This window comes from Mesorhizobium sp. M1409 (assembly GCF_040317535.1).
GTDB lineage: Bacteria > Pseudomonadota > Alphaproteobacteria > Rhizobiales > Rhizobiaceae > Mesorhizobium.
Window position 1 is genome coordinate 1 of sequence record NZ_JAMYKV010000051.1, and the last position, 22026, is coordinate 22026.

15 protein-coding genes and 1 pseudogene are annotated in these 22026 nt (G+C 57.8%); 7 read left to right on the plus strand and 9 right to left on the minus strand.

Translation table 11 applies throughout. From position 1 onward, the window contains the following. Positions 1-622: 622 nt before the first annotated feature. The gene (locus tag NKG99_RS28775) at positions 623-895 is read right to left on the minus strand and encodes a hypothetical protein (RefSeq protein ID WP_352872518.1); all 273 of its coding nucleotides are present in this window, start codon (positions 893-895) and stop codon (positions 623-625) included. Positions 896-1243: 348 nt separating this feature from the next. Between NKG99_RS28775 and NKG99_RS28780 the strand changes: the two genes are divergently transcribed. Beyond that, positions 1244-2899, plus strand: coding sequence for an MFS transporter (locus NKG99_RS28780; protein ID WP_352872519.1), 1656 nt, complete (start codon positions 1244-1246; stop codon positions 2897-2899). Positions 2900-3250: 351 nt separating this feature from the next. On the opposite strand, the pseudogene NKG99_RS28785 reads toward NKG99_RS28780, so the two are convergent. Further along, positions 3251-4974: pseudogene (locus tag NKG99_RS28785) on the minus strand (class I tRNA ligase family protein); the annotation flags it as partial. Between NKG99_RS28785 and NKG99_RS36025 the strand changes: the two are divergent. From NKG99_RS36025 to NKG99_RS28815, 6 genes are all read left to right on the plus strand, one after another. Continuing rightward, positions 4952-5137 carry an ArdC-like ssDNA-binding domain-containing protein gene (locus NKG99_RS36025; RefSeq protein WP_502913096.1) on the plus strand — a complete coding sequence of 62 codons (186 nt, stop codon included), beginning with the start codon at positions 4952-4954 and terminating at the stop codon, positions 5135-5137. The pseudogene NKG99_RS28785 and the gene NKG99_RS36025 overlap by 23 nt on opposite strands. After that, on the plus strand, positions 5134-5610 hold the full coding sequence (locus tag NKG99_RS28795) for a DEAD/DEAH box helicase (RefSeq protein WP_352872520.1): 477 nt from the start codon (positions 5134-5136) through the stop codon (positions 5608-5610). The genes NKG99_RS36025 and NKG99_RS28795 overlap by 4 nt, the downstream gene beginning before the upstream one ends. Further along, positions 5597-6265 (plus strand): hypothetical protein, encoded by a 669-nt coding sequence (locus NKG99_RS28800; RefSeq protein ID WP_352872521.1) that lies wholly within the window; start codon positions 5597-5599, stop codon positions 6263-6265. Before NKG99_RS28795 ends, NKG99_RS28800 begins: the two co-directional genes overlap by 14 nt. 360 nt (positions 6266-6625) lie before the next feature. Further along, the gene (locus tag NKG99_RS28805) at positions 6626-9103 is read left to right on the plus strand and encodes a helicase C-terminal domain-containing protein (RefSeq protein ID WP_352872522.1); all 2478 of its coding nucleotides are present in this window, start codon (positions 6626-6628) and stop codon (positions 9101-9103) included. A gap of 177 nt (positions 9104-9280) precedes the next feature. Continuing rightward, a complete protein-coding gene (locus tag NKG99_RS28810) occupies positions 9281-11053 on the plus strand; it encodes a DUF4365 domain-containing protein (RefSeq protein ID WP_352872524.1) in 1773 nt (590 codons plus the stop codon). Between the two features lie 117 nt (positions 11054-11170). Beyond that, positions 11171-15004, plus strand: a complete 3834-nt coding sequence (locus tag NKG99_RS28815) for an nSTAND3 domain-containing NTPase (RefSeq protein ID WP_352872525.1) — start codon at positions 11171-11173, stop codon at positions 15002-15004. A gap of 50 nt (positions 15005-15054) precedes the next feature. Here NKG99_RS28815 and NKG99_RS28820 read toward each other — a convergent pair whose 3' ends face one another. The 7 genes from NKG99_RS28820 to NKG99_RS28850 form a co-directional block, all read right to left on the minus strand. Further along, a complete protein-coding gene (locus NKG99_RS28820; protein ID WP_352872526.1) occupies positions 15055-15681 on the minus strand; it encodes a PIN domain-containing protein in 627 nt (208 codons plus the stop codon). After that, a complete protein-coding gene (locus NKG99_RS28825) occupies positions 15656-16840 on the minus strand; it encodes an ImmA/IrrE family metallo-endopeptidase (RefSeq protein ID WP_352872545.1) in 1185 nt (394 codons plus the stop codon). Before NKG99_RS28825 ends, NKG99_RS28820 begins: the two co-directional genes overlap by 26 nt. Before the next feature lie 5 nt (positions 16841-16845). Then, a complete protein-coding gene (locus tag NKG99_RS28830) occupies positions 16846-18222 on the minus strand; it encodes a 7-cyano-7-deazaguanine synthase (RefSeq protein WP_352608038.1) in 1377 nt (458 codons plus the stop codon). Further along, positions 18219-18800 (minus strand): hypothetical protein, encoded by a 582-nt coding sequence (locus NKG99_RS28835; RefSeq protein WP_352608040.1) that lies wholly within the window; start codon positions 18798-18800, stop codon positions 18219-18221. The genes NKG99_RS28830 and NKG99_RS28835 overlap by 4 nt, the downstream gene beginning before the upstream one ends. A gap of 222 nt (positions 18801-19022) precedes the next feature. After that, complete coding sequence (locus NKG99_RS28840) at positions 19023-19946, minus strand: type II toxin-antitoxin system HipA family toxin (RefSeq protein WP_502913097.1); 924 nt, start codon at positions 19944-19946, stop codon at positions 19023-19025. 345 nt (positions 19947-20291) lie between these two features. Beyond that, positions 20292-20630 carry a helix-turn-helix transcriptional regulator gene (locus tag NKG99_RS28845; protein WP_352608044.1) on the minus strand — a complete coding sequence of 113 codons (339 nt, stop codon included), beginning with the start codon at positions 20628-20630 and terminating at the stop codon, positions 20292-20294. A 541-nt stretch (positions 20631-21171) separates the two neighbouring features. Continuing rightward, complete coding sequence (locus NKG99_RS28850) at positions 21172-21888, minus strand: IS6 family transposase (protein WP_352872527.1); 717 nt, start codon at positions 21886-21888, stop codon at positions 21172-21174. Positions 21889-22026 lie beyond the last annotated feature (138 nt).

Sequence of the window (22026 nt, forward strand, 5' to 3'; positions counted from 1 at the left end):
CCGCGGTGAAAAAGACGCCGAGCCGCCACCTGTCCGCCGCTCAGCGGCAAACAAACCCAGATCCGTCATGAATAAGACGGGCTAGATCGTCGAGGGCGGGCTCGAGGGCGGGACGGCCCAAGCGGCGTCACGGTCGTGGGGAGCTCGATATCGTAATCCCACGCCGGTCCGCATCGGCATGGTGCTGTAACGGTAGCTCCCCGCCGAAGCGCTGACCCTCACATTCGAGATCGAAACCGCCGATCGAGCGATGATCGTCTCTGCTCCTGCCGGAGGTGCACGAGCGTCAGGATCTCCCTCATCAGCACCTGCGAGCAGCACAAACATTCAAACCAAATTTTGGGGGTGGAGAGGGACCCTCTCCGTTCTTGCATAGCTGCATTGCACAAAACGTGTTTGCGCATTGCACAACTTTTAGCCATTAAGCCTACAGCTGATGCACGCGATGGTTTCCTCCCATTCCATCGTATCAGCTGTTCCCCTCTGAAGGTTTTGACCTTCACACCTAAAGGGCCTCGGTTTACCGATGGCCCTATTTTTTTGGCGGCCGAACGTCGTTGATTGCCTTCGTCACTGTGTGGAACGCGGCGCGATCGCCGGTTCAGCCAGCAAGCTTTGGGTGTCATTTCTCCCTGGCAGAATTGACCCCTTCCGACAAAAGCCTGACCTTTGCCAGTCTTCTACGGGCAAGCGTTCGCGCCAGAAGTTCAAAGCCGCGTCCATAACATTCAACAATGAAAGCCAGTGTCATGAGATCGAGCAGAAAGTCGTCGATCGCATGTGTGAGCGCATCGGACCTTTGTTCGAATTGAAGTAGCAAGGCGCGCGCCTCTTGGATCGCGGCCCGACAATCGCCTGCGTCTATCAGGGAATCGATCCTGTCAAAGATCTGCAAGCGTCCTCACTCTCCCAAGCCACACTCAACGCATCGAACGCCGTTGGTGAGCGAGCTTTCAGCGAAAAAACAGGGTAGCGTTTCGCGAAAAGGCATCGCTCAGCAAAGTGCCCGTTGATGAAGCATGGCGCGTCAAACGACAAGCATGAATCCGGGCTTCACCCAGGTGATGTCGTCGAAGGTGAGTGAGCTGGCCCACGTCTGCGTCTCGGCCGCCCCGACCACTGGTCAGGAGCAACTGTGGCCACATTTGTCGGAGGCAAATGGGTTCCATCTATTCTTCCAGCCGCCACGGTTCAGCCTAGATTACATGGGAAACGGCAATAACGGAAAGCAAAGGTTCGCAAAATGAGTAGGGTGGCTGGATCAAACGAAGATTTGGCTGCACCAACGACCTTTGGGCCACTTTTGCAGCCGACCTTTCGTTCGATCTGGCTCGCCACCCAGGTCTCTTCTCTCGGCTGGTTGATGCAGACTGTCGCCATCAGCTGGCTGATGGCGACGATCTCGACTTCCGATCTGATGGTTGCGCTGGTGCAGGCTTCATCGAACCTGCCCGCTTTCATTTTGTCCGTGTTCGCCGGAGTTCTCGCCGACAATCTTAGCCGGCGCCGGGTCATGTTCGCCGGTCGCTGTCTTATGGTGATTGCCTCCGCGATGCTGACCGCTTCCGTGGCGCTGGGCTTTGTCAATCCGTGGATGATCCTCGGCTTCTGCTTTTTGATCGCATCTGGTGGCGCTCTCAACGATCCCGCCTGGCAAGCGTCTGTCGGCGATATCGTGGACCGACGCGATGTTCCCGCTGCCGTCACCCTGCTTTCTGTTGGCTTCAACACCGTCCGGACCGTGGGCCCGGCACTCGGCGGCATCGTGGTTGCCTCGTTTGGGCTTATGACGGCTTTCGCCGTGACCACGCTCACCTACCTGGTCCCTCTGGCCACCATATGGCGCTGCAAGTGGAAGGTTCGTTCTTCGCCTCTGCCGCGTGAGCCGATGAGGACGGCGATCTATGATGGGCTGCGCTTCACCGCGATGTCATCGGAAATCAAGGCGGCGATCGCGCGCGGAACCCTCTTTGGCCTGGCGAGCATCGCCATACTCGCGCTGCTGCCGGTGGTTGTCCGCGACCAGTTGGGAGGAGGCCCGCTCGCCTATGGCGCGCTCATGGCCGGCTTCGGCACCGGTGCCGTCTTCGCCGGCCTCTCCAACAGCCTGTTCAGACGGAGCTTGTCGCAAGAAAGGCTGATGAGGCTCTCCTGCGTCGCCTGCGCGGCGTGTTCTCTCTCCTTGGCAATGACATCGTCGATTGCGGTGGCGGCAATTGCACTCGCCTTGGGCGGCGCCGGCTGGGTCACCGCCTGGTCCGGGGTCGGTGTGAGCGTGCAGCTGGCGAGCCCGCGCTGGGTCGTAGGGCGCACGATCTCGATCTACTATGCTTTGATAGATGGTGGCATCGCGCTCGGCAGCTGGGTGTGGGGCACGGTTTCCCAGAACCATTCGCTGACCTGGGCGCTGGAGGGCTCCGCTGCAGCCCTGTTGCTCGTCGCCGCAGCCGGCGTTCTGTTTCCTCTTCGCGAGCGCCGCGAATCCGAACCCGATCCTTTGGGCGAATTCGACGCCCCAGCTGTCGCTCTCAATCTGAAGCCGAGAAGCGGCCCGATCGTGGTCAAGGTCGAATACCTGATCGCCGAGAGAAATCTCGAGGCCTTCCTCGACCTCATGCGGCAGCGGCGTCATGTACACAGCCGTGTCGGTGCGCGGAACTGGACGCTCCAGCGCAACCTTCAGAAGCCTATGCAATGGACAGAAACGTTCCGCACGCCGACCTGGACAGACTACCTTCGCCTCAATCATCGTCTCACGGAAGTAGACAAGGAACTGGACGAACAAGTCTTCCAGCTGCACGCGGCAGAGTCCCCGCCTCAGATGACACTTTCCATCGAGCGGCCGACAAGCTCGGCCCGCAAGCCCGAGCACTCAGTTTTTCGCCATCCCCGTCATTGAAGCCCGGCCTGCACATATCTGGGACATCAGCGATCGCTTACCTGTCGCGCTCAAATGGTGCGGGGCGGAGGCGGACGAGCCACCAAGATTCGACGGTCAGTGGCGGAGAAGAACAACAGGCTTCGAGTGCGATCGATCGGCCCGCCTTGAAGAGCATCGACAGCCGAGCCGCCGCGAGTTGTTTATAAAACACGACTGCAGAGGACACATCGACTGCTCCAGGATTGAAGCTGCCGTGTCGAACTGTCCATGACAAACGAAGGAAAACCGCTGTTCCTGTGCTGGCGGAGCCTGGGACTGCAACAGCACGCGACTATCGCCGCGTGCCAACTTTTGAATTTAGCGTCTTCCTCAGGCCGCTTCGCTGATCCGGGCCAGCGCAAGCTTGAGGCTGGCATTTTGTCCCTCCAGTTCGCCGAGACGCTCACGTTCGGCGGCGACCACATCCGGATTTGCGTTGGCAACGAACTTTTCGTTCGAAAGCTTGCCGCAAATACGAGCGGTCTCCTGCTCGGTTTTTGCAATCGCCTTCTCGAGACGCGCCTTTTCGGCAGATAGGTCGATCAGGCTGCCAAGCGGCAGGCAGATCGTCGCCTCGTTGAGCACGATCTGCGCCGAGCCCTTCGGGGCTGTATCGGCGAGCGAGATGTCGCCGACCCGCGCCAGCCGCTTGATCGCCGAATCCTCGCGAACCAGCCGCTCACGCGTCACATCGTTGGCGCCAACCACGACCAGCGGCGCGATCGCCGCCGGCGGCACGTTCATCTCCGAACGCACCGAGCGGATGCCGGAGACGAGGTCGACCAGCCAGTTGATGTCGGCGGCTGCATCCGCGTCCTCGAAGTCCGGCGACGGCCATGCGGCATGGCAAAGCAGCGAGCCGCGCTCCTTGCCCTCGCCCGCCGTCTGTTCCCACAGCTCCTCGGTCATGAACGGCATTATCGGATGCAGGAGCTTGTAGATTTCGTCGAGCACGAAGGCGACGCAGGCGCGGCTCTCGGCCTTGGCGGCCTCGTCGGTGCCCATGAACACCGGCTTCAGCAGTTCCAGATACCAGTCGCAGAACAGGTTCCAGATGAAGCGGTAGGCAGCGCCCGCCGCTTCGTTGAAGCGGTATGAGGTGATGCCGTCGGTGATGTCGCGCGCGGCCCGCGTCAGTTCTGTGAGGATCCAGCGGTTGACCGCGAGCTTGGCGTCGTTCAGCCAGAAATCGTCGTTGCGCGCGACCTCGTTCATCTCGGCGAAGCGCGTCGCGTTCCACAGCTTGGTGCCGAAATTGCGATAGCCGGCGATACGCGCCGGGTCGAGCTTGACGTCGCGTCCCTGCGCCGCATCACCGTCAGCGTGAAGCGCAGCGCATCGGCGCCGTATTCGTCGATGAGATCGAGCGGGTCGATGACGTTGCCTTTCGACTTCGACATCTTCTGCCCGTTCTTGTCGCGCACCAGCGCATGGATATAGACCGTGTCGAAAGGCTCGATAGATTTGCCATTCTCGTCCTTCATGAAGTGCAGACCCATCTGCATCATGCGAACGACCCAGAAGGGAATGATATCGAAGCCGGTGACAAGCACGTTGGTCGGATAGTAGCGTGCAAGTTCCGGAGTTTGATCCGGCCAGCCGAGCGTCGAGAACGGCCACAACGCCGACGAGAACCAGGTGTCGAGCACGTCTTCGTCACGGGTCAGGATTTCGCCGGGCTGGAAATTCTCGAGCTTGTCCTCGACCCAGGCCTTCCACGGCCCTTCCAGCGCCAGATAATATTCGATCGCCGCCTGCAGCGCCTCTTCCTCGGTCTTCTCGACGAAGACGTGGCCATCCGGTCCGTACCATGCCGGGATCTGGTGACCCCACCAAAGCTGGCGGGAAATGCACCACGGCTCTATGTTTTCCAGCCAGTTGAAATAGGTGCTCTCCCAGTTGCGCGGTACGACGAACCACTGTTCCGTCAGCCTGGGCTCGATCGGCACGCCGCCGCGGTCGCCATGGGGAACCGTGTGCTTATGCGGCTCGACCTTGTCCAGCAGGCCCGCCTCTTCGAAGATGCGCACGATGATCTTGCGAGCCTCGAAACGGTACTATACACTGCTTTTGTGGTCGGAGGCGGTCGCGAGGGGCTTTGTCTCTCCGGTCTGGATGACGTTCAAGCAGAGTGCGGCGCGGCGCGGCCGCCGTCCACGATCGAGTTGGGGTTCTCAGACGCCCGGGGCAAGATCTACACTCTCGAAGAAGTCATGAAACTCAAAGAGGAGGATTGGTTCAGCCGGGGTGTGGCGCTGGCGCGGCTGTGCAACCAGCACATCGTCAACAGCAGCCTTCAAAAGCTAGAGGAACTCCGTCAGAGCGGGACCCAACATCAGTTAATCGCTGTCGCCTGCTCGATCAACCATGCTCGAGAAATTCGGTCGCTCTATCAAGAACGCGGCTTCAGCGCGGACGTAATCCATAGCAAGCAAAGCGACGACGAACAGCAGGCCATTCTCGCCAACCTGCGAAATGGGTCACTGGACTGCATCATCCAGGTCCAGATGTTGGGCGAGGGATTTGACCATCCCAAGCTGAGTGTGGCGGCCATCTTTCGCCCCTTCCGGTCGCTCGCGCCCTACATCCAGTTTGTCGGCCGGATCATGCGCGTGGTCGTGCAGAACGATCCGGGACATCCCGACAAACGTCGGTCATATTGTAACCCACCTAGGTATGAACCTCGATGAGCGGCTGAAGGAATTCAAGCAGTTCGAAAACGACGACCAAGCTTTCTGGGACAGGGTTATCGGCGGTGACGAGCCGGAAATTCCGCAGTCTGTTTTGGATGGTACGGCCAGACTGCGTGCCGGCGACAAGGTCGTGGTCCACAACGAGATCGTCGAGAGCTTGTGGGAGGAGGACTTCACCTCGGTGGAAGACGCGCAGATCGTAGACGATATTCGTGAGCGATTGAAGCTTCTTGGCCTCGACCCGAGCAAAGCCGAGGAGATGGTCCGGATTGCTCAGCAAGCCCCGATGCGGAAGGGCGCAGCCGTGGAGCCTTTTGCCGTTCAGCCTCAGCGTGAATGGGAAGAGGGGCGTCGCCGGTTGCAGGAGCAGGCCAAGCGACTGGCGAACATCCTCCTCAATCATGTCGGCCTGACGCAGGCCGGCACCGAGATGGTCTATAAGTATCGAACGCTGCGCCTGACCGGTAAGAATAACTATGTGTGCGCGTTAATGATGGTAAATAAGGAGATCGAAAAGCGGCTTGGAAAGGATCGTCAATCTGCGACAACGGAAGAGTTTAGAGCGGTTATCGATAACCTCGACGATCTGCTCCAAACCTTGGCGCGGCGCGTTCGAAAGGCGAAGGCGGAGTATGACAAAGTCCAGTCCTAGAGGTCCAACGCCATCGTTGATCGGCGGAACGAACGGCCGTCCGAAGCGGGTGCCGGTCACCCGGCTCTCGAAGTGCTACCGTTGCGGCGACGACTTGGTGGCAGGAATCCACTGTATCGAAATTCCTAAATTGGGGACGGCCTACTCGACAGGCAGGCGATGTTGCGACGCCTGTTTCAAGTTGATCCTGACCAAGACCGAGACCGATCTAGCCGAGCTGAACGTGTTGTAGGCTGCTTCGCAGGAGGCGGTCAATCCAAAGTGGAATTTTGTCTCCAATTCGTTGACGGGCGCCGCATACCAATTAATACTTTGCGGCCGCTGGGTCGTGATTTGCCGGAAATATAAGAAGGAATGTTCGTGGCACTAGACTTTGGAAAACTGAAGGCCGGAAATGCTTCCAAGAAGCAAATCGACCCGCGCCGGATCTTCACGACACTTAAGCGCGATCCTCGCTTCAAGCGCCCTTCGGATGAACAGGGGGACGTCCTGGACGGTTGGTTCGCCAGCAGGGATCAGGCGAGCGTCACACTCAAAATGAACACTGGTTCAGGTAAAACCGTTGTGGGGCTTCTTTGTCTCCAAAGCAGCCTTAATGAAGGCAAGGGCCCGGGGGTCTACGTGGTCCCGGACAACTTCCTGGTCAGCCAAGTTATGGCTGAGGCTAAGGCCTTAGGGGTCTCGGTGACCGAAGACCTCTCGGATGCAGCCTTCCTCGCGGGCGACTCGATACTTGTCATCAATGTGTGGAAGCTGGTGAACGGCAAATCCAAATTCGGCGTTGGCAATGAGGGTGCAAAGATTCGGATCGGCACGGTCGTCATAGACGACGCTCACGCCTGTCTCGCGACGGTCGCGGACCAGTTTAAGATCAGACTGACGTCAGGCCACGAAGCCTATGACGAACTGTTTGCGTTGTTTGAGGACGACCTTGAACAGCAGTCGTCTTCTTTGCTCCTCGACGTAAAGGCCGAAGACCCGACGGCGATAATGAACGTCCCCTTCTGGGCTTGGAAGGACAAGCAGAAGAAGGTCGCTGCGATCCTCCATCCCCACCGGCACGATGAAGATCTCAAGTGGCCTTGGCCGCTGATCCGAGATGTCCTGCCGCTGTGCCAGGCGGCATTTGGTGGTGGTTCTGTTGAGATCGCACCGCGCTTTTTGCCGATCGACAACATCCCGGCGTTTACCGAGGCGGAACGGCGCATTTACATGACCGCCACGCTAGCCGACGACGGAATCCTTGTCAGCCACTTCCAAGCCATTCCGGAAGACATACGTCACCCCATCCGCCCGAAGAGCGGCGGCGACATCGGCGATCGCATGATCCTCGCACCCCAGGAAATCAACCCGAAGATCACGGTGGACGAGATAAAGAAACTTGCCGCCCAGAAGGCGGAAAAAATAAATGTCAGCGTCATCGTGCCTTCTAAGGAGCGATCGAAATATTGGGACGACGTCGCGGACCAAATCCTGACGGCTGAGAATATCGAAAATGGCACGGAAAAACTGCGGTCAGGCCACGTGGGCCTAACGGTCTTCGTTAATAAGTACGACGGCGTCGATCTCCCTGGCGAGGCGTGCGAGCTCCTGATCATAGATGGGCTGCCAGAGGTGCAAGGTCTAATAGCCCGTAGTGAGAACATTGCGCTCAACGAAACCCGTCGCGCGTTGATCCGCCAAATCCAGCGGATCGAACAGGGAATGGGACGAGGCGTGCGTTCCAGCGAGGATCATTGTGTCGTCCTCCTCATAGGATCGCGTCTGACCCAACGCGTGCACAATCCCGCTGCGCGTTCGCTATTTTCGCCCGCGACGCGCGCGCAGCTTCAACTCGGCCGTGATGTGACCGAGCAGCTCAAAGACAAGCCGCTGGCCGAACTCCGAGACGTCATGGATTTATGCCTCGACCAGGATGAGGAGTGGGTCTCCGCCAGCAAGGACGCGATCGCCAATGCCGAAGATCCGGACGCCGCGCACATCGACGATGCCACGGTCCTGCTGCGCGACGCGTTCGACGCTGCAAGGCTCGGCCGCTTCGATCGTGCGCAGAAGCTGGCACAGGACGCAGTCCATGCGACCGGTGAGAAGCGCGCGAAAGGGTACGTAAAGCAGCAGCTCGCGGAATACGTGCACCACACGAATGCGGTCGAGGCGCAGGAACTGCAGCTCGCTGCCGTAGAGCTGAACCGCACGCTCGTTCGTCCGATTCAAGGAATCACGTACAGTAAGCTCGAGACGCCTAAAAATAGCCAGTCAGTCGCGGCCAGCAAATTTATGGAGAAGTTCCTTGAGAAGAACGAACTAATCCTCTGGACAAATGCGCTAGTTGAGGCACTCGACTGGGGCGAGGAGAACAGCAAGCGCTTCGAACGCGCTATGCGGGATCTCGGTGCCTTTCTTGGCTTTGGTTCGCAGATGCCAGAGGATGACTTCGGCAAGGGGCCGGATAATCTTTGGTCTGTCGGGAGCCTCAACTACTTTGTCATCGAGTGCAAGAGCGGCGCCGTAAAAGCGAAGGCAATTACCAAGCATGATTGCAATCAGCTTAACGGGTCGATCATTTGGTTCGGTAAGCAGTACGACAAGTCCTGCTCGGCAACACCGATCATGGTGCATATGAAGACCAAGCCGGAACACGCTGCCACTCTTCATCCTGAGACGAGAATCATCACAGAGGACAAACTGGACTCTCTGTCCGATCGACTGAGATCTTACGCGGTTGCCATCGGGGAGAACCGCGGCTTCACCGACGCAGCTACCACCGCCAAGCAACTAGACCATTTTGGTCTGACGGCGGCGAAGTTCGTGAGCCATTTCACCGTGAAAGGCGGATGACCAAGGCCGCACGAAGGGTTTGATCAAACCCAGTGCGACGGTTCTGCAGGTAACTGACAGAGCCGTCCTAAGGTGGGCCAAGGCGCTACGTCTGACTGATTGGACACGAAGCCAAGCCACCGGCGGAATAGCCGAACCACCGAATGCGTGATCGGTGGAATGCTGAAAAGAGATGCGATGAGCCCGTTCGATGATTTGCCCAAGCGCGATAGCAACCACGCTCTGGAAAATGAGGCCGAGGTAGCGTTTTTGGCGGTGATTGCGCAGAGCAGGGACTTCGTATTCCAGGGTTCGGATCGAAAGGACTACGGCACCGATTGCCAGATCGAGGTGATCGCGGACGGCCATCCCACCAATGTCCGGCTGCATGTCCAGCTCAAGGGAACCGAGCGCGCGCTCAATGCGGACGGATCGCTCAGCATCTCGGTCGATCGGACCAACCTCAACTATCTTATCGCGCAGCCCTCCAGCTTCTATGTGGCGTATCATCCCCCGACGAAGTCGCTGCGCGTCGCCTTCGTCGACGCCGTGCTGCGACATTACGAACATCGCGGCATGAACTGGACCAAACAGCAAACGATAACGGTCACGTTCATCGAGGATCTGACCCTCGACCTCCTCGGCCGGTTGGCGGATTTGGCGCGCGCCGGCGCGCGCATTTCGCGGAACCGGAGGATAGCGCACTCGACTGCCGCGCTCGAGACCGTGCATAGAATGCTGCGAGCTGCCCAGCCGGAGCTCCATGTCTCGGAAGATCCAGTCGTCGCACGGCAACTGGTCGAGCAGCTCTACGATAGCGGCGCGGATGCCGTCCTCAGCGCTAACTTCGAGCAATTCCTTGCTGTGCTGGGCGCCGACCATGACGCCATGGGCTTCTGCTATATGGCTGAAATCAATCTCGGTATGGGATATCAAATCCCCGACATGGAGCGGATCGAGGCGGCCTTGGTGCATTTCCGGTCGAGGCTCGACACCGGCAGACACCAGATCGGCAGCCTTCACTACACGATCGGAAATGCACTTTCGGCCCTCGGTCGCGACGAAGAAGCCAAGAACCTGTACATGGCTGCGCTCGATGATCCCGATTTCGCCGGGGTGCCAGAGATGGCCGCGCAGTGCCACAAAAATCTCGGAACAAGCCTGGAGCGGCTCGCGATGGAGGACATCGCGGCCGACCAGTATCGTGAAGCGCTGCGATTGAGTCCAAACTTGCCCGAGGCCCACAACGCTCTCGCCCACTATCATCATCGCAATGGTCGTTACGAGGAAGCCCTCGAGTGTTTCGACTGCGTCGTCTTTACCGAGCGGCAATTGGGCCGGACATCGACCATTTCGGGATGGCGAGCGAATATCCTGTTCATGCTTGGCGATGGCAGAGCCGCTTTCCGCGAGATCAATGGCCTGTTGAGCGAGGCAGATACAGCGCCTTGGATATGGCCTTGGTGTGCCCGCCAGGTCGCCGCATTCGGTCGCATGTCCGTCGAGAATGCGCGTCAGGCGCTGGCATTTTGGGATCGCTACCTCGCGGCCCATCCCGAGATAGGGCGTGCGCATGCCGAGCGATTGTTGACTTGCTTCTTCCTACGCTCAGAAGGCCAGGACATCGGACATCACGCCGCATTTCGAGAGGTTTTTGATCAGCACATCGCACATGTCGATGCCGAGGATGCCGCGCTGCCTTGGGATCGGCTCGGCCATTGGGCGCAAGATGAAGAAGATTGGGAGGAAGCCGAGCGCTGCTATCGCAAGGCCTATGACCTCACGGGGGGTCGTTATGGCTACTGCCTAGGCACAGCGCTTAATTTTCTGGGCCGTTTCGAGGAAAGCCGTCGGCTCCTGACTGAGCAGGCGGAACACCTTCAGCCCGATGCTATGAGCTGGTTCCAACTGGGGGACACCAATATGGACACCTTTCGATGTGAAATCTCGTCAAGTTCGATAACTTGGTAAAGAATGGGCCGCAAAGGCCATCAAAAGGCATTAGGCGTTCCGGGAGGGCGTTTACGTCGGCACCATACCAGATTAGTTACGCGTTTGCGGGTACGTGTAGAGGAAGCGCAGAGGCCAATGACAATTGCAATTATTGCGCCCGAGAAGTTCGCTTTCCAGGATCTCGTGTGTGTAGAAATTGCGCATCGGTTTCGCGCAGAGAAGGACGCTGCGCTGGTAGTTGAACCAAAATCCGGCGAAGACGGCACATTAACCTGGCTCGATCCACGTGACGTTCGGCTCACAGCCGAGATACAGATCAAGGGTGCGGGAGGCATCGCTACCCTCGAGGATCTTGCAACATATCTCTCCCACTTTCCTGAAAGAAGTGGGAAAAACTGCCTCTTCGAACGGCTATTGAACGATCCTAACCGGAAAGCGGTTTTTGTCCTTTCGGCGCGATGCGACGATCAGCTTCTGCCTTTTCTGAGTGCAGGTGACGACGACACATTTCCAATCCGAGCGGTGTCAGAACAGATTGCTCGGCTCTTCTTCGGAAAATTCCTTGCGACGCACCTGATCTCCCCCGGAGCCAAGGTCTCAAACCTAGCCAAAGGAAGACGGGCGACGATCACCTCGCTCCAAGGTCTTTCGGACGCGAAGATTGCTTCGGTTCTCTCCAGAGTGTGTGTAATCGAGCAGGAAACCGACGCTTCGGTGGAAGTCCGGCTGCAGGCCGCTTTGCGTGCGCAAAGGATTGATTCAACATCCCTCCGCGGGGCTGTTGCCCATCTTACCGATATCGTCTCGCGGGCAAAGCGAACCCAGTCTGATGTCATTGCACCGATCATGGACCGCATTCGGCGGCTGGCTCCTGATAACGTCGCGGCACCGGGTTATCTTCTTCGGGGCAGCGAAGGCAATCTCACCGATGTGTTGAATTTGCAGTTGGTCCTCCTCCTCACCGGCCAACCTCGAACAGGCAAAACTTGGATCGCACGAGAAATTGCAGGCGCGTTTCAGGTGGCCGGTTTTGAAGTACGGGTGGGTCAACATGTCGATGAGGCAGAGCGCTTCCTAACTGAAGCCGCCGGTGGCGAGCGGCTTTATGTACTCGACGATCCCTTGGGGTCACGCGAACCGCTGGCTGCTGCAAGCGCGTCGCTGGCTAGCCTACGCGGCCTTATCGGGCGCGTGCCGAAGAATCGACGCCTGATCGTTGCGCAGTCTGAGCCCGTTCTGCTGCAAACCACACATCAAACGAGCCTGGACCTGTGTTCTCTTGGCACTCACGGATGGAAGGTTGTTGGAGCGCTCAATCGCGATCTCGCACGTGCCGTCTGGTCTACAGTTTCAGCGCTACAAAACGTGCCGGAGGAGCTAAGGCAACGCATCGACACCCTTATCAGTAGTGGGGAAGAGCTGCGAGACGTAGGCGCGATCGTATACCTTGCACAGACTCACTCGCAGTTGCCGGCCAACGCTTCCGATGCCGACATTGTTCGCCAAGCACGCAGCGACGCGTTCGATTTCGTCGTTCAACTCGCAGAGAAAGGTCCGGCCTACGAGAGCCTGCTGCGGGCTGTCGCTCTTGCAACAACAAATTCCACAGGCGCCTCAGATACGGACCTGGCGTTCATCATCAATGGGGGGGATGAAGAGCCCGGTCTGGTGCCCAAATTGGGGGTCTGGAGTTTTTCCAAAGACGCTCCTCCCCTCCCGCAATACGTCCAGGAGCCTTCATTTACAGACGATCAGTTAGGAGCTTTCGATGCTTTGCAGCGTCGGCGTGTCATAGATGAGATCGGCAGTTTGAGCTTCTTTTCTCACCCATACCTCCGTGCCGGTGCACAAGCCCTTCTCAAAGGAGACACGCGTCACATGCGTGAACAGGTGAAGGCGCAAACCACTCGTAGCATCGCCTGTCTTTCTGATCGCGTGTCGCTTGCGACGGCGCGAAACCTGTTTTGGATGCGGACGCTACTGCCTGTGAACGACAAGACCGGCGCTTCGGAAGCCTTCGAAGTGGCACGCGCCGGCTTGCGTTCCATTTTTCCCGCTACCCGTGACGAGAGCCTCTCGTTTGTCATCAGCTTCGCAGATGAGCTGCCGCCTGAGCTTTCGGACGAAATCCCGCACTGGGCTGAAAGCTCGGTAGTCAATCTCGACAACGTTGATGTCAGCCACGGCATAGGGTTCATTCACAAGGCGTACTCCTGGTCGGACCCTGAACCCATGTCGACCATTCTCCCATACCTCGACGCCTTGGAAAATGGAGCGACGCTTGATCTGGATCTGGTGCTATCCAAACGTCTCCTCACCACGCTCCGAAGGCATCCCTCTGAAATGGGCCTCAAAACCTTGATGCGGTTTCTCGCAGCAGATCAGGCCGTGGTCCGCGCTGAAGCGGTGGGGATCTGGTTTCGGACTTTGCGTGAAGATGATGAGGTCGTGATCGCCAAGCTAAAGGATGACATGGCGCCATCGATTGCGGTTGCTCTCCTCAAGCAACTGGGACGAAATTGGTCGTCAATGACCGAGGGGCGTCGGACAGCTCTGATCCACCTTCTCGCTTATCAGGCGAAATCACCTGCGATCGCCAGTGTCTTGTTCGTCAGGCTAGTCCTGCTCGATCGTGAGGAGCACTTTGGCAAGAACCCGCCCTATGAGCTGCTTACATCGTTGATGCCGCACATTCTTCAATCCCTACCTGCCAGTGTCTCGTTCATCGACGGACGTTTTGCAAATGTGGTGGAGGAAGCGATCCGCTCTGGATGCAGGGAGCAACTTCTGCCCCTTCTGGGACGCTGGTCGGAAACGATCGTCAACAGACTTAAAACCTCGCACCTCAGTGAGTTCGATCTCGCGATCGTGGACTCGTTGATAGAGGCTCTGTCGGTTGAGTCCCGCCGGCCTATCATCAAGCAGCTCCTGCGCGTTGACGACACCGGGGCGCTGATGGTCTTCATCTCGTGGCTCATCAAATATTGGGACAAACTGGCCGACGCCGAGCGGAAATCCGTTCTGGAAAAACTTCTCGAACCTCGGCCAGACCAGTATTGGCTTCGTGCGATTGTCCTTACTTCAAGCCATCCTCCTCAGCCACTTCTGCACGCGCTATTCGGTCGGGATAGCCTGGACCTCACTACCACCCAGGCACATATATTGCTCTCGGAGCAACAATTTGATGCCGCGTTCTACACCTTCATCGGATGGCCGCAGCCGCTGTGGTGGTACGGGACACATCACCATGACACAAAGTTTTGGATCAAGGCTGTCAACGATCTTTCGTCCGACCCGGCGAACCCACTTTTCGAGGTCGCCCTGGCCGAGCTTATGAGAGATCCCGGGGCCGAACTTTTGGCCGCGATCCAAGCGGTTCCCGAAACGGCGCTCGATCGCGTGTTCAATCTGTTGTTGAATTTCACGGTCGCGACCAACAGCTATGTGAAAGAGATTTGGTCAGCACTTTTAGAACGAGGACTGGAGCGCAATCTTCAAATTTGGGCTGACAGAGTTATTGAGGTTGCTGAGGCATTCGAGGATCTCCCCGACATCGTCGACACCTTCGGCCGAACCGAATTGACCAATAGGGTCGTGGAATCTCTCGGCGCAGATTTTGAGGTTTTTCGGCGGTTTAGAGACTTTCCAGACATCGCAGAAATCGTTGAGAATATTCAGCGGGACAACGACGACATCTCCGCGGAAAGCCTTGAGAAGGTGCGTTCAGTAATCGCGCAGCAACTCTTCGATGAGTGCTTGAAAGCCGAGCCAAGGCTACACGGAACGTGGGATCTGGTGATCCGGAAACTGACGGAGTTGAAAGCAGACGATTCCACCTTGAATGCTGCAAAGGCCGAAAGGAGCAAGGCTGTTGATCGTCACTTTGCGCTCAAACGGTCACGCTCCCCTTCTCCCCCGGAGCCAGAGCTGGCGGGATGGAGAGACTACAAAACAGTCCAAGCCAACTAATTGTTTCGACATCTCTCGGTGTGCTGGGATCATGAAAACTGCTGGCGACACTAATCGACTGATCGGGCCGATGCTTGACGCAGTGCGGCCGGCAAACTGCGACACTCTCCAATCTGAGCGCCAAGTAAGTCTACAATCCAATCATGGTGGCACTCCGCAATTGCCATCCGCGCGTCCTTCAAGCTGCGTAAGACGGCTTGTGCGAGACGTTCATTTCCCAGCGCGAGAAGGATGCGATCGGATTGCAACAGGTCCGCCGTAGTGAGCAACTGGAGCGCAGGAAAGCGATCACGGGCGATACGAACTGCCTTACGTTCATCAATAATTGCTAACCCTCGAGAAGACACCGCGAGAGCCAGCGTCGCCGCCTCTCCATCATCCAGAGTAACTGCTGCGCTGCCGCTGACCAGGCTTTCAAATACCCCCTCACTCTCATCGTCAAACTCAGCAAACTGCAGCAGACCATCCAGCACTAACTCTTGAGCGAGCTCGGCATCATTTCGACCGCTAATCCGATCATGGATAAGCTCATCCCTTACGACTGTACTCGCACGCAGCGTCATGTTCAGTGAGCGAATTATGTCGCTCGCAATGCCGGTGGCATTGAGATTAATAATGACGCTCGCATCAGCAATTAGGTGAGACGGAAGATCACCGGAGAATCGAGGTTGCCGCATTGGCCCCACTTTCCTCGCCATCTATATCGCCCAGCAGATCGCGCACCTGGACCCGATCGAGACGAAGGAGACGTGCAATTTGACCCTCACTGAGGAGGCCCCGCTTTGCCGCCTCATATGCCATCAGACCTGTTCTCAGCGAAACAGACCTGCCTGCATCGTCCTTCAGATGGTCATTTATAGCCACATCGCCTAGCACTTGTTGCGCTTGCTCATCCGTAATGTTTCCGTTCTGGACAAACCAATCCCAGGTGCCTTTTTTCGTGAGTTGCAGCTCTTCGAGGCGTCGGACAAGGGCTTCGCGCGAAACATGGAAGTAATGTGCAAGAACGATCACATGACGGCGAGTTAGGCTCGTAGCACCTGCCGTCACTTCGGCGAATTTCTGCCGAACCGCCTGCGCCGGCGTCAGGAAACTTCTTGCGAATGTATTGGCATATTTTTCCTCGCGCGAGCTCTCCAGTTCATCGATCTCATAGACTTCTGCGTCTCCGCGAGTGGCCACTAAGTGACCAAGCTCATGCGCGGCCGTTTGCGTGCGGCGATCGATTGGATGGTTCGCATTTAGGAGAATGCAGGCACCTACCTTTTCATCATAGGCGAACAAGCCTGAAATTCTCGCCGCTAAACGCCTCGCATAGACACGAACACCCATTTGCAGTTCGAGCAGAGTGACGATATCCGCGATCGGCGCAAGCCCAAGACCGAGCCAATGACGAAGTTCCAAGGCGTGTTGTTCTGCCTGCTGACGAACGTCGCCAGCAAGAATGCGTCTTTCAGGCGGCAGATTGCGCACATGTTCGACACCGAGGAGAGCCTCGAGTTCGACCTCGGCCCTTACGAGTTGCGCCATCAGGTCTGCTGCTGCCGCAACGGGCTGTCCTTCGTTTTCGGTTAGTCTCCTAAATTTTGGTGTAAGCTCGACGTGGATCGCTTCTTTACGGAGCAACGCGTTGGTGCTGGTGTCCAGAAAGCGTGCCAGCTTTTGCAACTCGCCAATCTTTGCGCGCCGCGCCCCTTTTTCCATCGCGACCAAGGTGGTGCGTGCCACACCGATAGCCTGGGCAGCGTCTGCCTGGGTCTTGCCTGCATTTTCACGTGCGATACGAATTCTCTCGCCTACTTCCCCAGCTGAGAGCTGATCATCGGCTCCGTTCATCGCAGTCAAGCCAACCACCGAGCAACAAATGATCTAGGACCCAGATCTTTCGTAAATGCCATCCATTCAATCCTATGCCGTTCAAGAAGACCGAAGAGCTCGCCTTCCGCATCCGCATGCGACATGTCCAGTTCTTCGGACAATTGCCAAGCGTGCCGGCTCATGCGTTTCCGATGGGCAGGCGAAGAGCTCAAATCGGCCAAATGATCAAGGTGCAGAGATCCGGCGACGGCATACTGCTCCATCGCCCCCGTTATCTTGTCGAACCCTTTGGCAGCTCCTTGAGCAAACGCAGGAACAGACAACTCTTCCCAGATGTAGTTCTCTTTCGGCTCGTCGACACCGGCCGCGTGAAAGCTGAGTCTGCGGAGCATACAAGCGGCGCAGATGCCGCAGTGGCGCCATTTATGATCTACGGAGGAATTCCGGTTCTGCTGCCAGCACGAACGGGTCTCGATCCACTCTTTCGGCTCGATGGGAAGGGCTGCGAATTCGCGAAGCGTCTCACCTTTCGTTTTCCACAAGCGCGGAAGCCGGTACACGACTTGGTACTCGAAAAGCGCGGCGAACAACCGCTCCATTTTGGTCAAAAAACGAGGGTGGTTTCTGTAGTCCTCATAGCCGTGGCTGGTTTGTACCAACGATGGACCGAGCGCCCCCTGACCACTTTCCGGCATCACGATGTCATGGGTCCCGATCAGATACGCGGCGGTCGCGCTCATAAAGGCAAACTTAAAGCCGCGGCTCCGAGCGGAGGACTCTTTGAATCCGTCCGGCCCGGCTTTGATCTTGAAGGGAATGTTGAGGAAGGGGAGCCTCTGGCTGCCGCGACGGGGGCGATCGCCCTTTTTTGACCCCACCCGAATGCGGATCAATCGATCCGAACGTCCCCCCGCCGAAAGCAATGCGCTCACTGCCCGTGAGTCCAGACCATCGCTGAACGGCGTGACTATGCGTGTGGTATCACCAAATTCCAAACGACTCTGTCTACCGACGTCTTCCTCGGGAGCGAGTTGGCGCTGATAGAACGATATGTTCCACGCATCGCCAGTTAGAAATTTGAGGGCAGACATGAGCGCCGCTACGACTTTGGGATCTTGCCAGCGATCCAGATCATTGACGGGCATAGCCAACTGGAACTTCCGCATCCATCCCCATGCCGAGCGTTTGCAGGCCTTGTCGCAATATTCCACCGCGGCGATCAGAACGAGCGTGTCGAAGATTCGGCTGTCCCAATTCTTCGTGCGGTAATCATCTAGATCCTTCATGTTGAAAATGATGGATTTGCCAATCTCGACGGGTTGCCAGCCTTCCTGTGCTTTTCCGCCGGCCTCAATGACATGAACTTTGAGAGCAGGGCATTCTCCTTGCAGAACCTTCATAGGGAAACTCCCTCATCAAGCCCGCCTCGCACCGCGGGAGTTCTCGTGATGGCGACAGTACCGTCACCGAGGAGCGAACGAGCAATGCGGGTGAACGAGCCGTTCTCGTGCATTCCAGCGCTTACTTCACCCATGCGATTGCGGATGGTGCGACCTGCACCCGGCCCGCGCTCGGCTAGATAATGCTCCTCCGTCGTCCGCCCATTCGCGTCCAGACGCTCGCTCAATGCCGTGGCAATCCCGCTCTGGACCGCATCGCGTCCTTGCAAGCCTTGTTGGACTGCCATTTGAATGCATTCAATCGCGTTTGCGGCCAACGGATGTACCGCCGGGTCGTCACGTAGTTCGTACAACTGTCGCTGCAACTCATCCGGTTGCCTGCTAAAAAGATCGCTCCCCTCAACGAGCTCGACCAGCTGCTTGATCACACTACGCAGCTCTATGTGTGCGTCTTGAACGAGTGCAGATTCGGCCGCTTCGCAGACCTCTGGAATAGCGAATGCCGACTTGTACGCCCACTCGGCGACGCGCCTGTATTTGGGACGCAATGGCAGGCTTTTGTGCGGACCGTCGCTCATTCGAATCTCCACAATGTCAGCTGTCGTAAAATTTTTTCCTGACAATGTCAACTCCGGCGCGTGCGGAGGAACGTCGCTGCCCTGGCGTCCGTTGCTTCACAGGCGGTCAAGAATGATGACCCTGCCGCCTCCCGTCCCTTGCTGCTGATGACGCGTCGTGACGACGCAGGCTGCGGCAGAGCAATTCTTGGGGGAAGTTTTCCCCTCGAAAGCGCCCTTGTCCTACTCGATCATTCCTGACAGACGTTTGGGTGCGCCCTCGAATGCAAACGGGTTCAAAAACTGCCGGCGCCACATCACATTGCGTTCGACGGCGCTCAGTTGGGCCTCGTCACAAATGACGCTCCATTGTTTGAGAACTGTATCGACCTGTTTTTCGATGATGGTGATGGCCTCTTCCTCATGGAGTTGAAATTGTGCAGCTGCGGCGATGCAGACCGCGAACCGGCTCTGCCGGTTATCGCCAGCAATGAGCATGGCCTGCCCTGCTTGGTTGCCGGCCCTGCCCTGCGGACAGATGTCGTAGGCAGGTGTCAGCGTTAGCGTCGATCCGTCCCAGAATGCAGCATGGTTCCTGGCGTGGTCGTCGGTGTTGCCGCACAGTATGTTGAAGACCAGGCGTCCGAACAGCTCATGCAATGTCGCCCTCGGCGCTTCGAAGCGATGGCGGATGATTTCGGCTAGGTCCTGGTAACTAGCATAGCGCGCCATGAGTTCGTCGAGGGCCAACAGGGTGAGGGCCGAGACCATACCCTTTCGAAGCCACCCCGCCTTGCCATGCACCCGATCGAAGCGCTGGATCAGCAGTACATCCTTACCTGCGGCTGCGACGAGGCGCACCGGGGCAACGGTGAGCCCGACTAGGTCGGCCAGACGCATGGCTACGAACTCGGCCTTGACAACGTTGAGGACGTCGGTGCGCGACGAGAACTTGGCGATGTATTTCGCCCCGCATTCCGCGATCATCGCCTTTGGTCTGGCGCCCCCAAGGGAACTGCCGTGAAACAGGGCCTGATCGAGTTCCGCCGTGATGGGGACACCGGACTCGACCCGTTCGGCGGCCGTGAGAAGCTCGTCGAGCGAGGCGGCTTTCCCCTGCCTTGGCTCATAGACCGTGGCGGAGCGCTGAAAGTCGAGGGCGCCCACCCGGTCGGAACCGGACTCATGAGATAGGTGAGCTCATCAAGCTGGCCGACGTCCAGGGCAGCGCCCTTCTGGCCGAATTTGCGGTTGACGATGACGCGCCGTCCCCACGCATCGGGCGCCGCATCGCGCAGACTGTTAGGCATGGACAGTCCGGCGGTCAGCGGCAGAATTCCAGCTTCAAGAGGAAGCTCCGGCTGGTAGATAGGGATCGCATCGTCCCGCTGGAGATAGCTGCGGCCATAATTGAACACCAACGTGTTGCCGGCACGCCCGAGCAACCCTGCCACAACAGGTGAGATTTCGCCTGGCAGCCAAATCCAGACATAGACCTCGTCCAGAGGCGTGTCAGAAGTCATCTTTGAGGGCCTTCTTTGGTGTGCGCACGGATTGCGGCAGCAGGGTCAGGACCTGTTCATTCGAATTGACCCTTAGCGTCATCGTCACCTCGCCCGCATCGAACAGCCGAATGCCAAGGATGGCCGCCGCCTCGAAAACTGCACCGATTGCGCAGCCCATATCGCCGCGCTCGATGCGCTGGACCAAGCCGCGCGACAGCCCGGTTCGCTCCGCGAGTTCCGCAATGGTTAGCTTTCGCTCGATGCGTGCAAGCCGGATCGACTGGCCGAGAAGCTTGGCAGCTTGGGTGCTGTAGCGCGAAAAGGACCGCGCAGTCGGTTTGACCATTGCATTGTTCCATTAATGGGTCGCTAACCCACTTTGTGCTCTGTTGATGAACATATACACCAGCCTGCGACATACGACAATACGCCCCATAAATCGATTTTTAGATAGCTTCCAGACCTGTTAATGGACCATCTTACAGAATAGTGGATATCGGCACCAGGACAGCCATCCGGTCGGAAGGCGCAGCCTCGCTCATGGCCTTGGAGGCGAACGCATTTTGAGGCTTCGACGTCGCGCGGCGTCGCCCGTAAGACCGTTGGTGATTTGCAGGTGCCCGATGGGACGTCGCGACGCGTCCCATTCGTTTCGCGCTCCAATCGCCCGGTTGCTCGATCACGCGATGCAAGCTCGTCGGAGGTGTCCCGCTCCAAAAGTAGGCATTCGACGTCGGGGGTTGACCAAGGAAGTATCATCACACATGCCGTCGAAAATCTATGCCGGAGCCATCATGTCCGATGCATGAGATCATCACCCGTATGTATCAACCGGCACTGTAAAGTTATCAGCGGATTGATGCAGCGATAGCTGGCCGGGACGGCTGTCACGCTGCGGCGAGACACGCGATTTTGTTCCAGATTTGCATGGCGGCGTTACGCAGGTCTCGATGTTGAGCCGATGACAGCGCATTGCGGGGAGAGTGGAACAGGTTGGCAATCGGATCATGGATGGAAACGAACCGCTGAAGCTGGCGTGCCGACTTGAAGCGTTTCATGGTCCTTTCGCGTCGTCGGGTCGGCTGGTGCGAATTTTCCGCTCGATTATTCAGGCCTGTGTGCGACCGGTGTTCGACACCGGGCATGAGGTCGCGCCTGGCGGCATCATAGGACCGGAGCTTGTCGGTGATCATGACCCGTGGTGTCCGCCCTTGAGCCTTCAGCAACTTGCGCATCAGACGCTTTGCCGCCTTGGCATTTCGGCGGCTTTGCACCAGCACTTCGAGGACGAAGCCGTCCTGATCGACGGCACGCCAGAGCCACTGCTTCTTGCCATTGATGGCCACCACACATTCGTCGAGATGCCATTTGTCGCCCAGGCAGCCGGCTGACCGTCGCTTGATCTCCCGGGCGAAATGCCGCCCGAATTTCTCCGCCCAGCTTCGAATGGTCTGATGCGTGACGATGATGCCGCGGGCCGCCAACATGTCCTCAACCATGCGCAGGCTGAGCGGAAAGCGAAAGTAGAGCCATACCGCGTGCGCAATGATCTCGGCGGGAAAGCGGTGGCGACGATAAAGCGGATCACGAGCAACTTCTGACATGGCCCATGTTCGCACATCTTCATCAGCCGTCGGTTAACTTTACGGTGCCCTGCCGGAAGATATTGCGCCGGACTGGATTGATATCGTCGAGGCTGGCGAGGATATGGATACGATGGTCGAGCGCCTGATACGCACGAG

Bases quoted from the DNA above. Each gene is read 5' to 3' on its own strand.
- NKG99_RS28810 (WP_352872524.1), top strand. From the start codon at position 9,281: ATGAGCCCGTTCGATGATTTGCCCAAGCGCGATAGCAACCACGCTCTG.
- NKG99_RS28850 (WP_352872527.1), bottom strand. From the start codon at position 21,888: ATGTCAGAAGTTGCTCGTGATCCGCTTTATCGTCGCCACCGCTTTCCC.
- NKG99_RS28815 (WP_352872525.1), top strand. From the start codon at position 11,171: ATGACAATTGCAATTATTGCGCCCGAGAAGTTCGCTTTCCAGGATCTC.
- NKG99_RS28780 (WP_352872519.1), top strand. From the start codon at position 1,244: ATGAGTAGGGTGGCTGGATCAAACGAAGATTTGGCTGCACCAACGACC.
- NKG99_RS28835 (WP_352608040.1), bottom strand. From the start codon at position 18,800: ATGAGCGACGGTCCGCACAAAAGCCTGCCATTGCGTCCCAAATACAGG.
- NKG99_RS28820 (WP_352872526.1), bottom strand. From the start codon at position 15,681: ATGCGGCAACCTCGATTCTCCGGTGATCTTCCGTCTCACCTAATTGCT.
- NKG99_RS28825 (WP_352872545.1), bottom strand. From the start codon at position 16,840: ATGAACGGAGCCGATGATCAGCTCTCAGCTGGGGAAGTAGGCGAGAGA.
- NKG99_RS36025 (WP_502913096.1), top strand. From the start codon at position 4,952: ATGATCTTGCGAGCCTCGAAACGGTACTATACACTGCTTTTGTGGTCG.
- NKG99_RS28800 (WP_352872521.1), top strand. From the start codon at position 5,597: ATGAACCTCGATGAGCGGCTGAAGGAATTCAAGCAGTTCGAAAACGAC.
- NKG99_RS28830 (WP_352608038.1), bottom strand. From the start codon at position 18,222: ATGAAGGTTCTGCAAGGAGAATGCCCTGCTCTCAAAGTTCATGTCATT.
- NKG99_RS28795 (WP_352872520.1), top strand. From the start codon at position 5,134: ATGAAACTCAAAGAGGAGGATTGGTTCAGCCGGGGTGTGGCGCTGGCG.
- NKG99_RS28845 (WP_352608044.1), bottom strand. From the start codon at position 20,630: ATGGTCAAACCGACTGCGCGGTCCTTTTCGCGCTACAGCACCCAAGCT.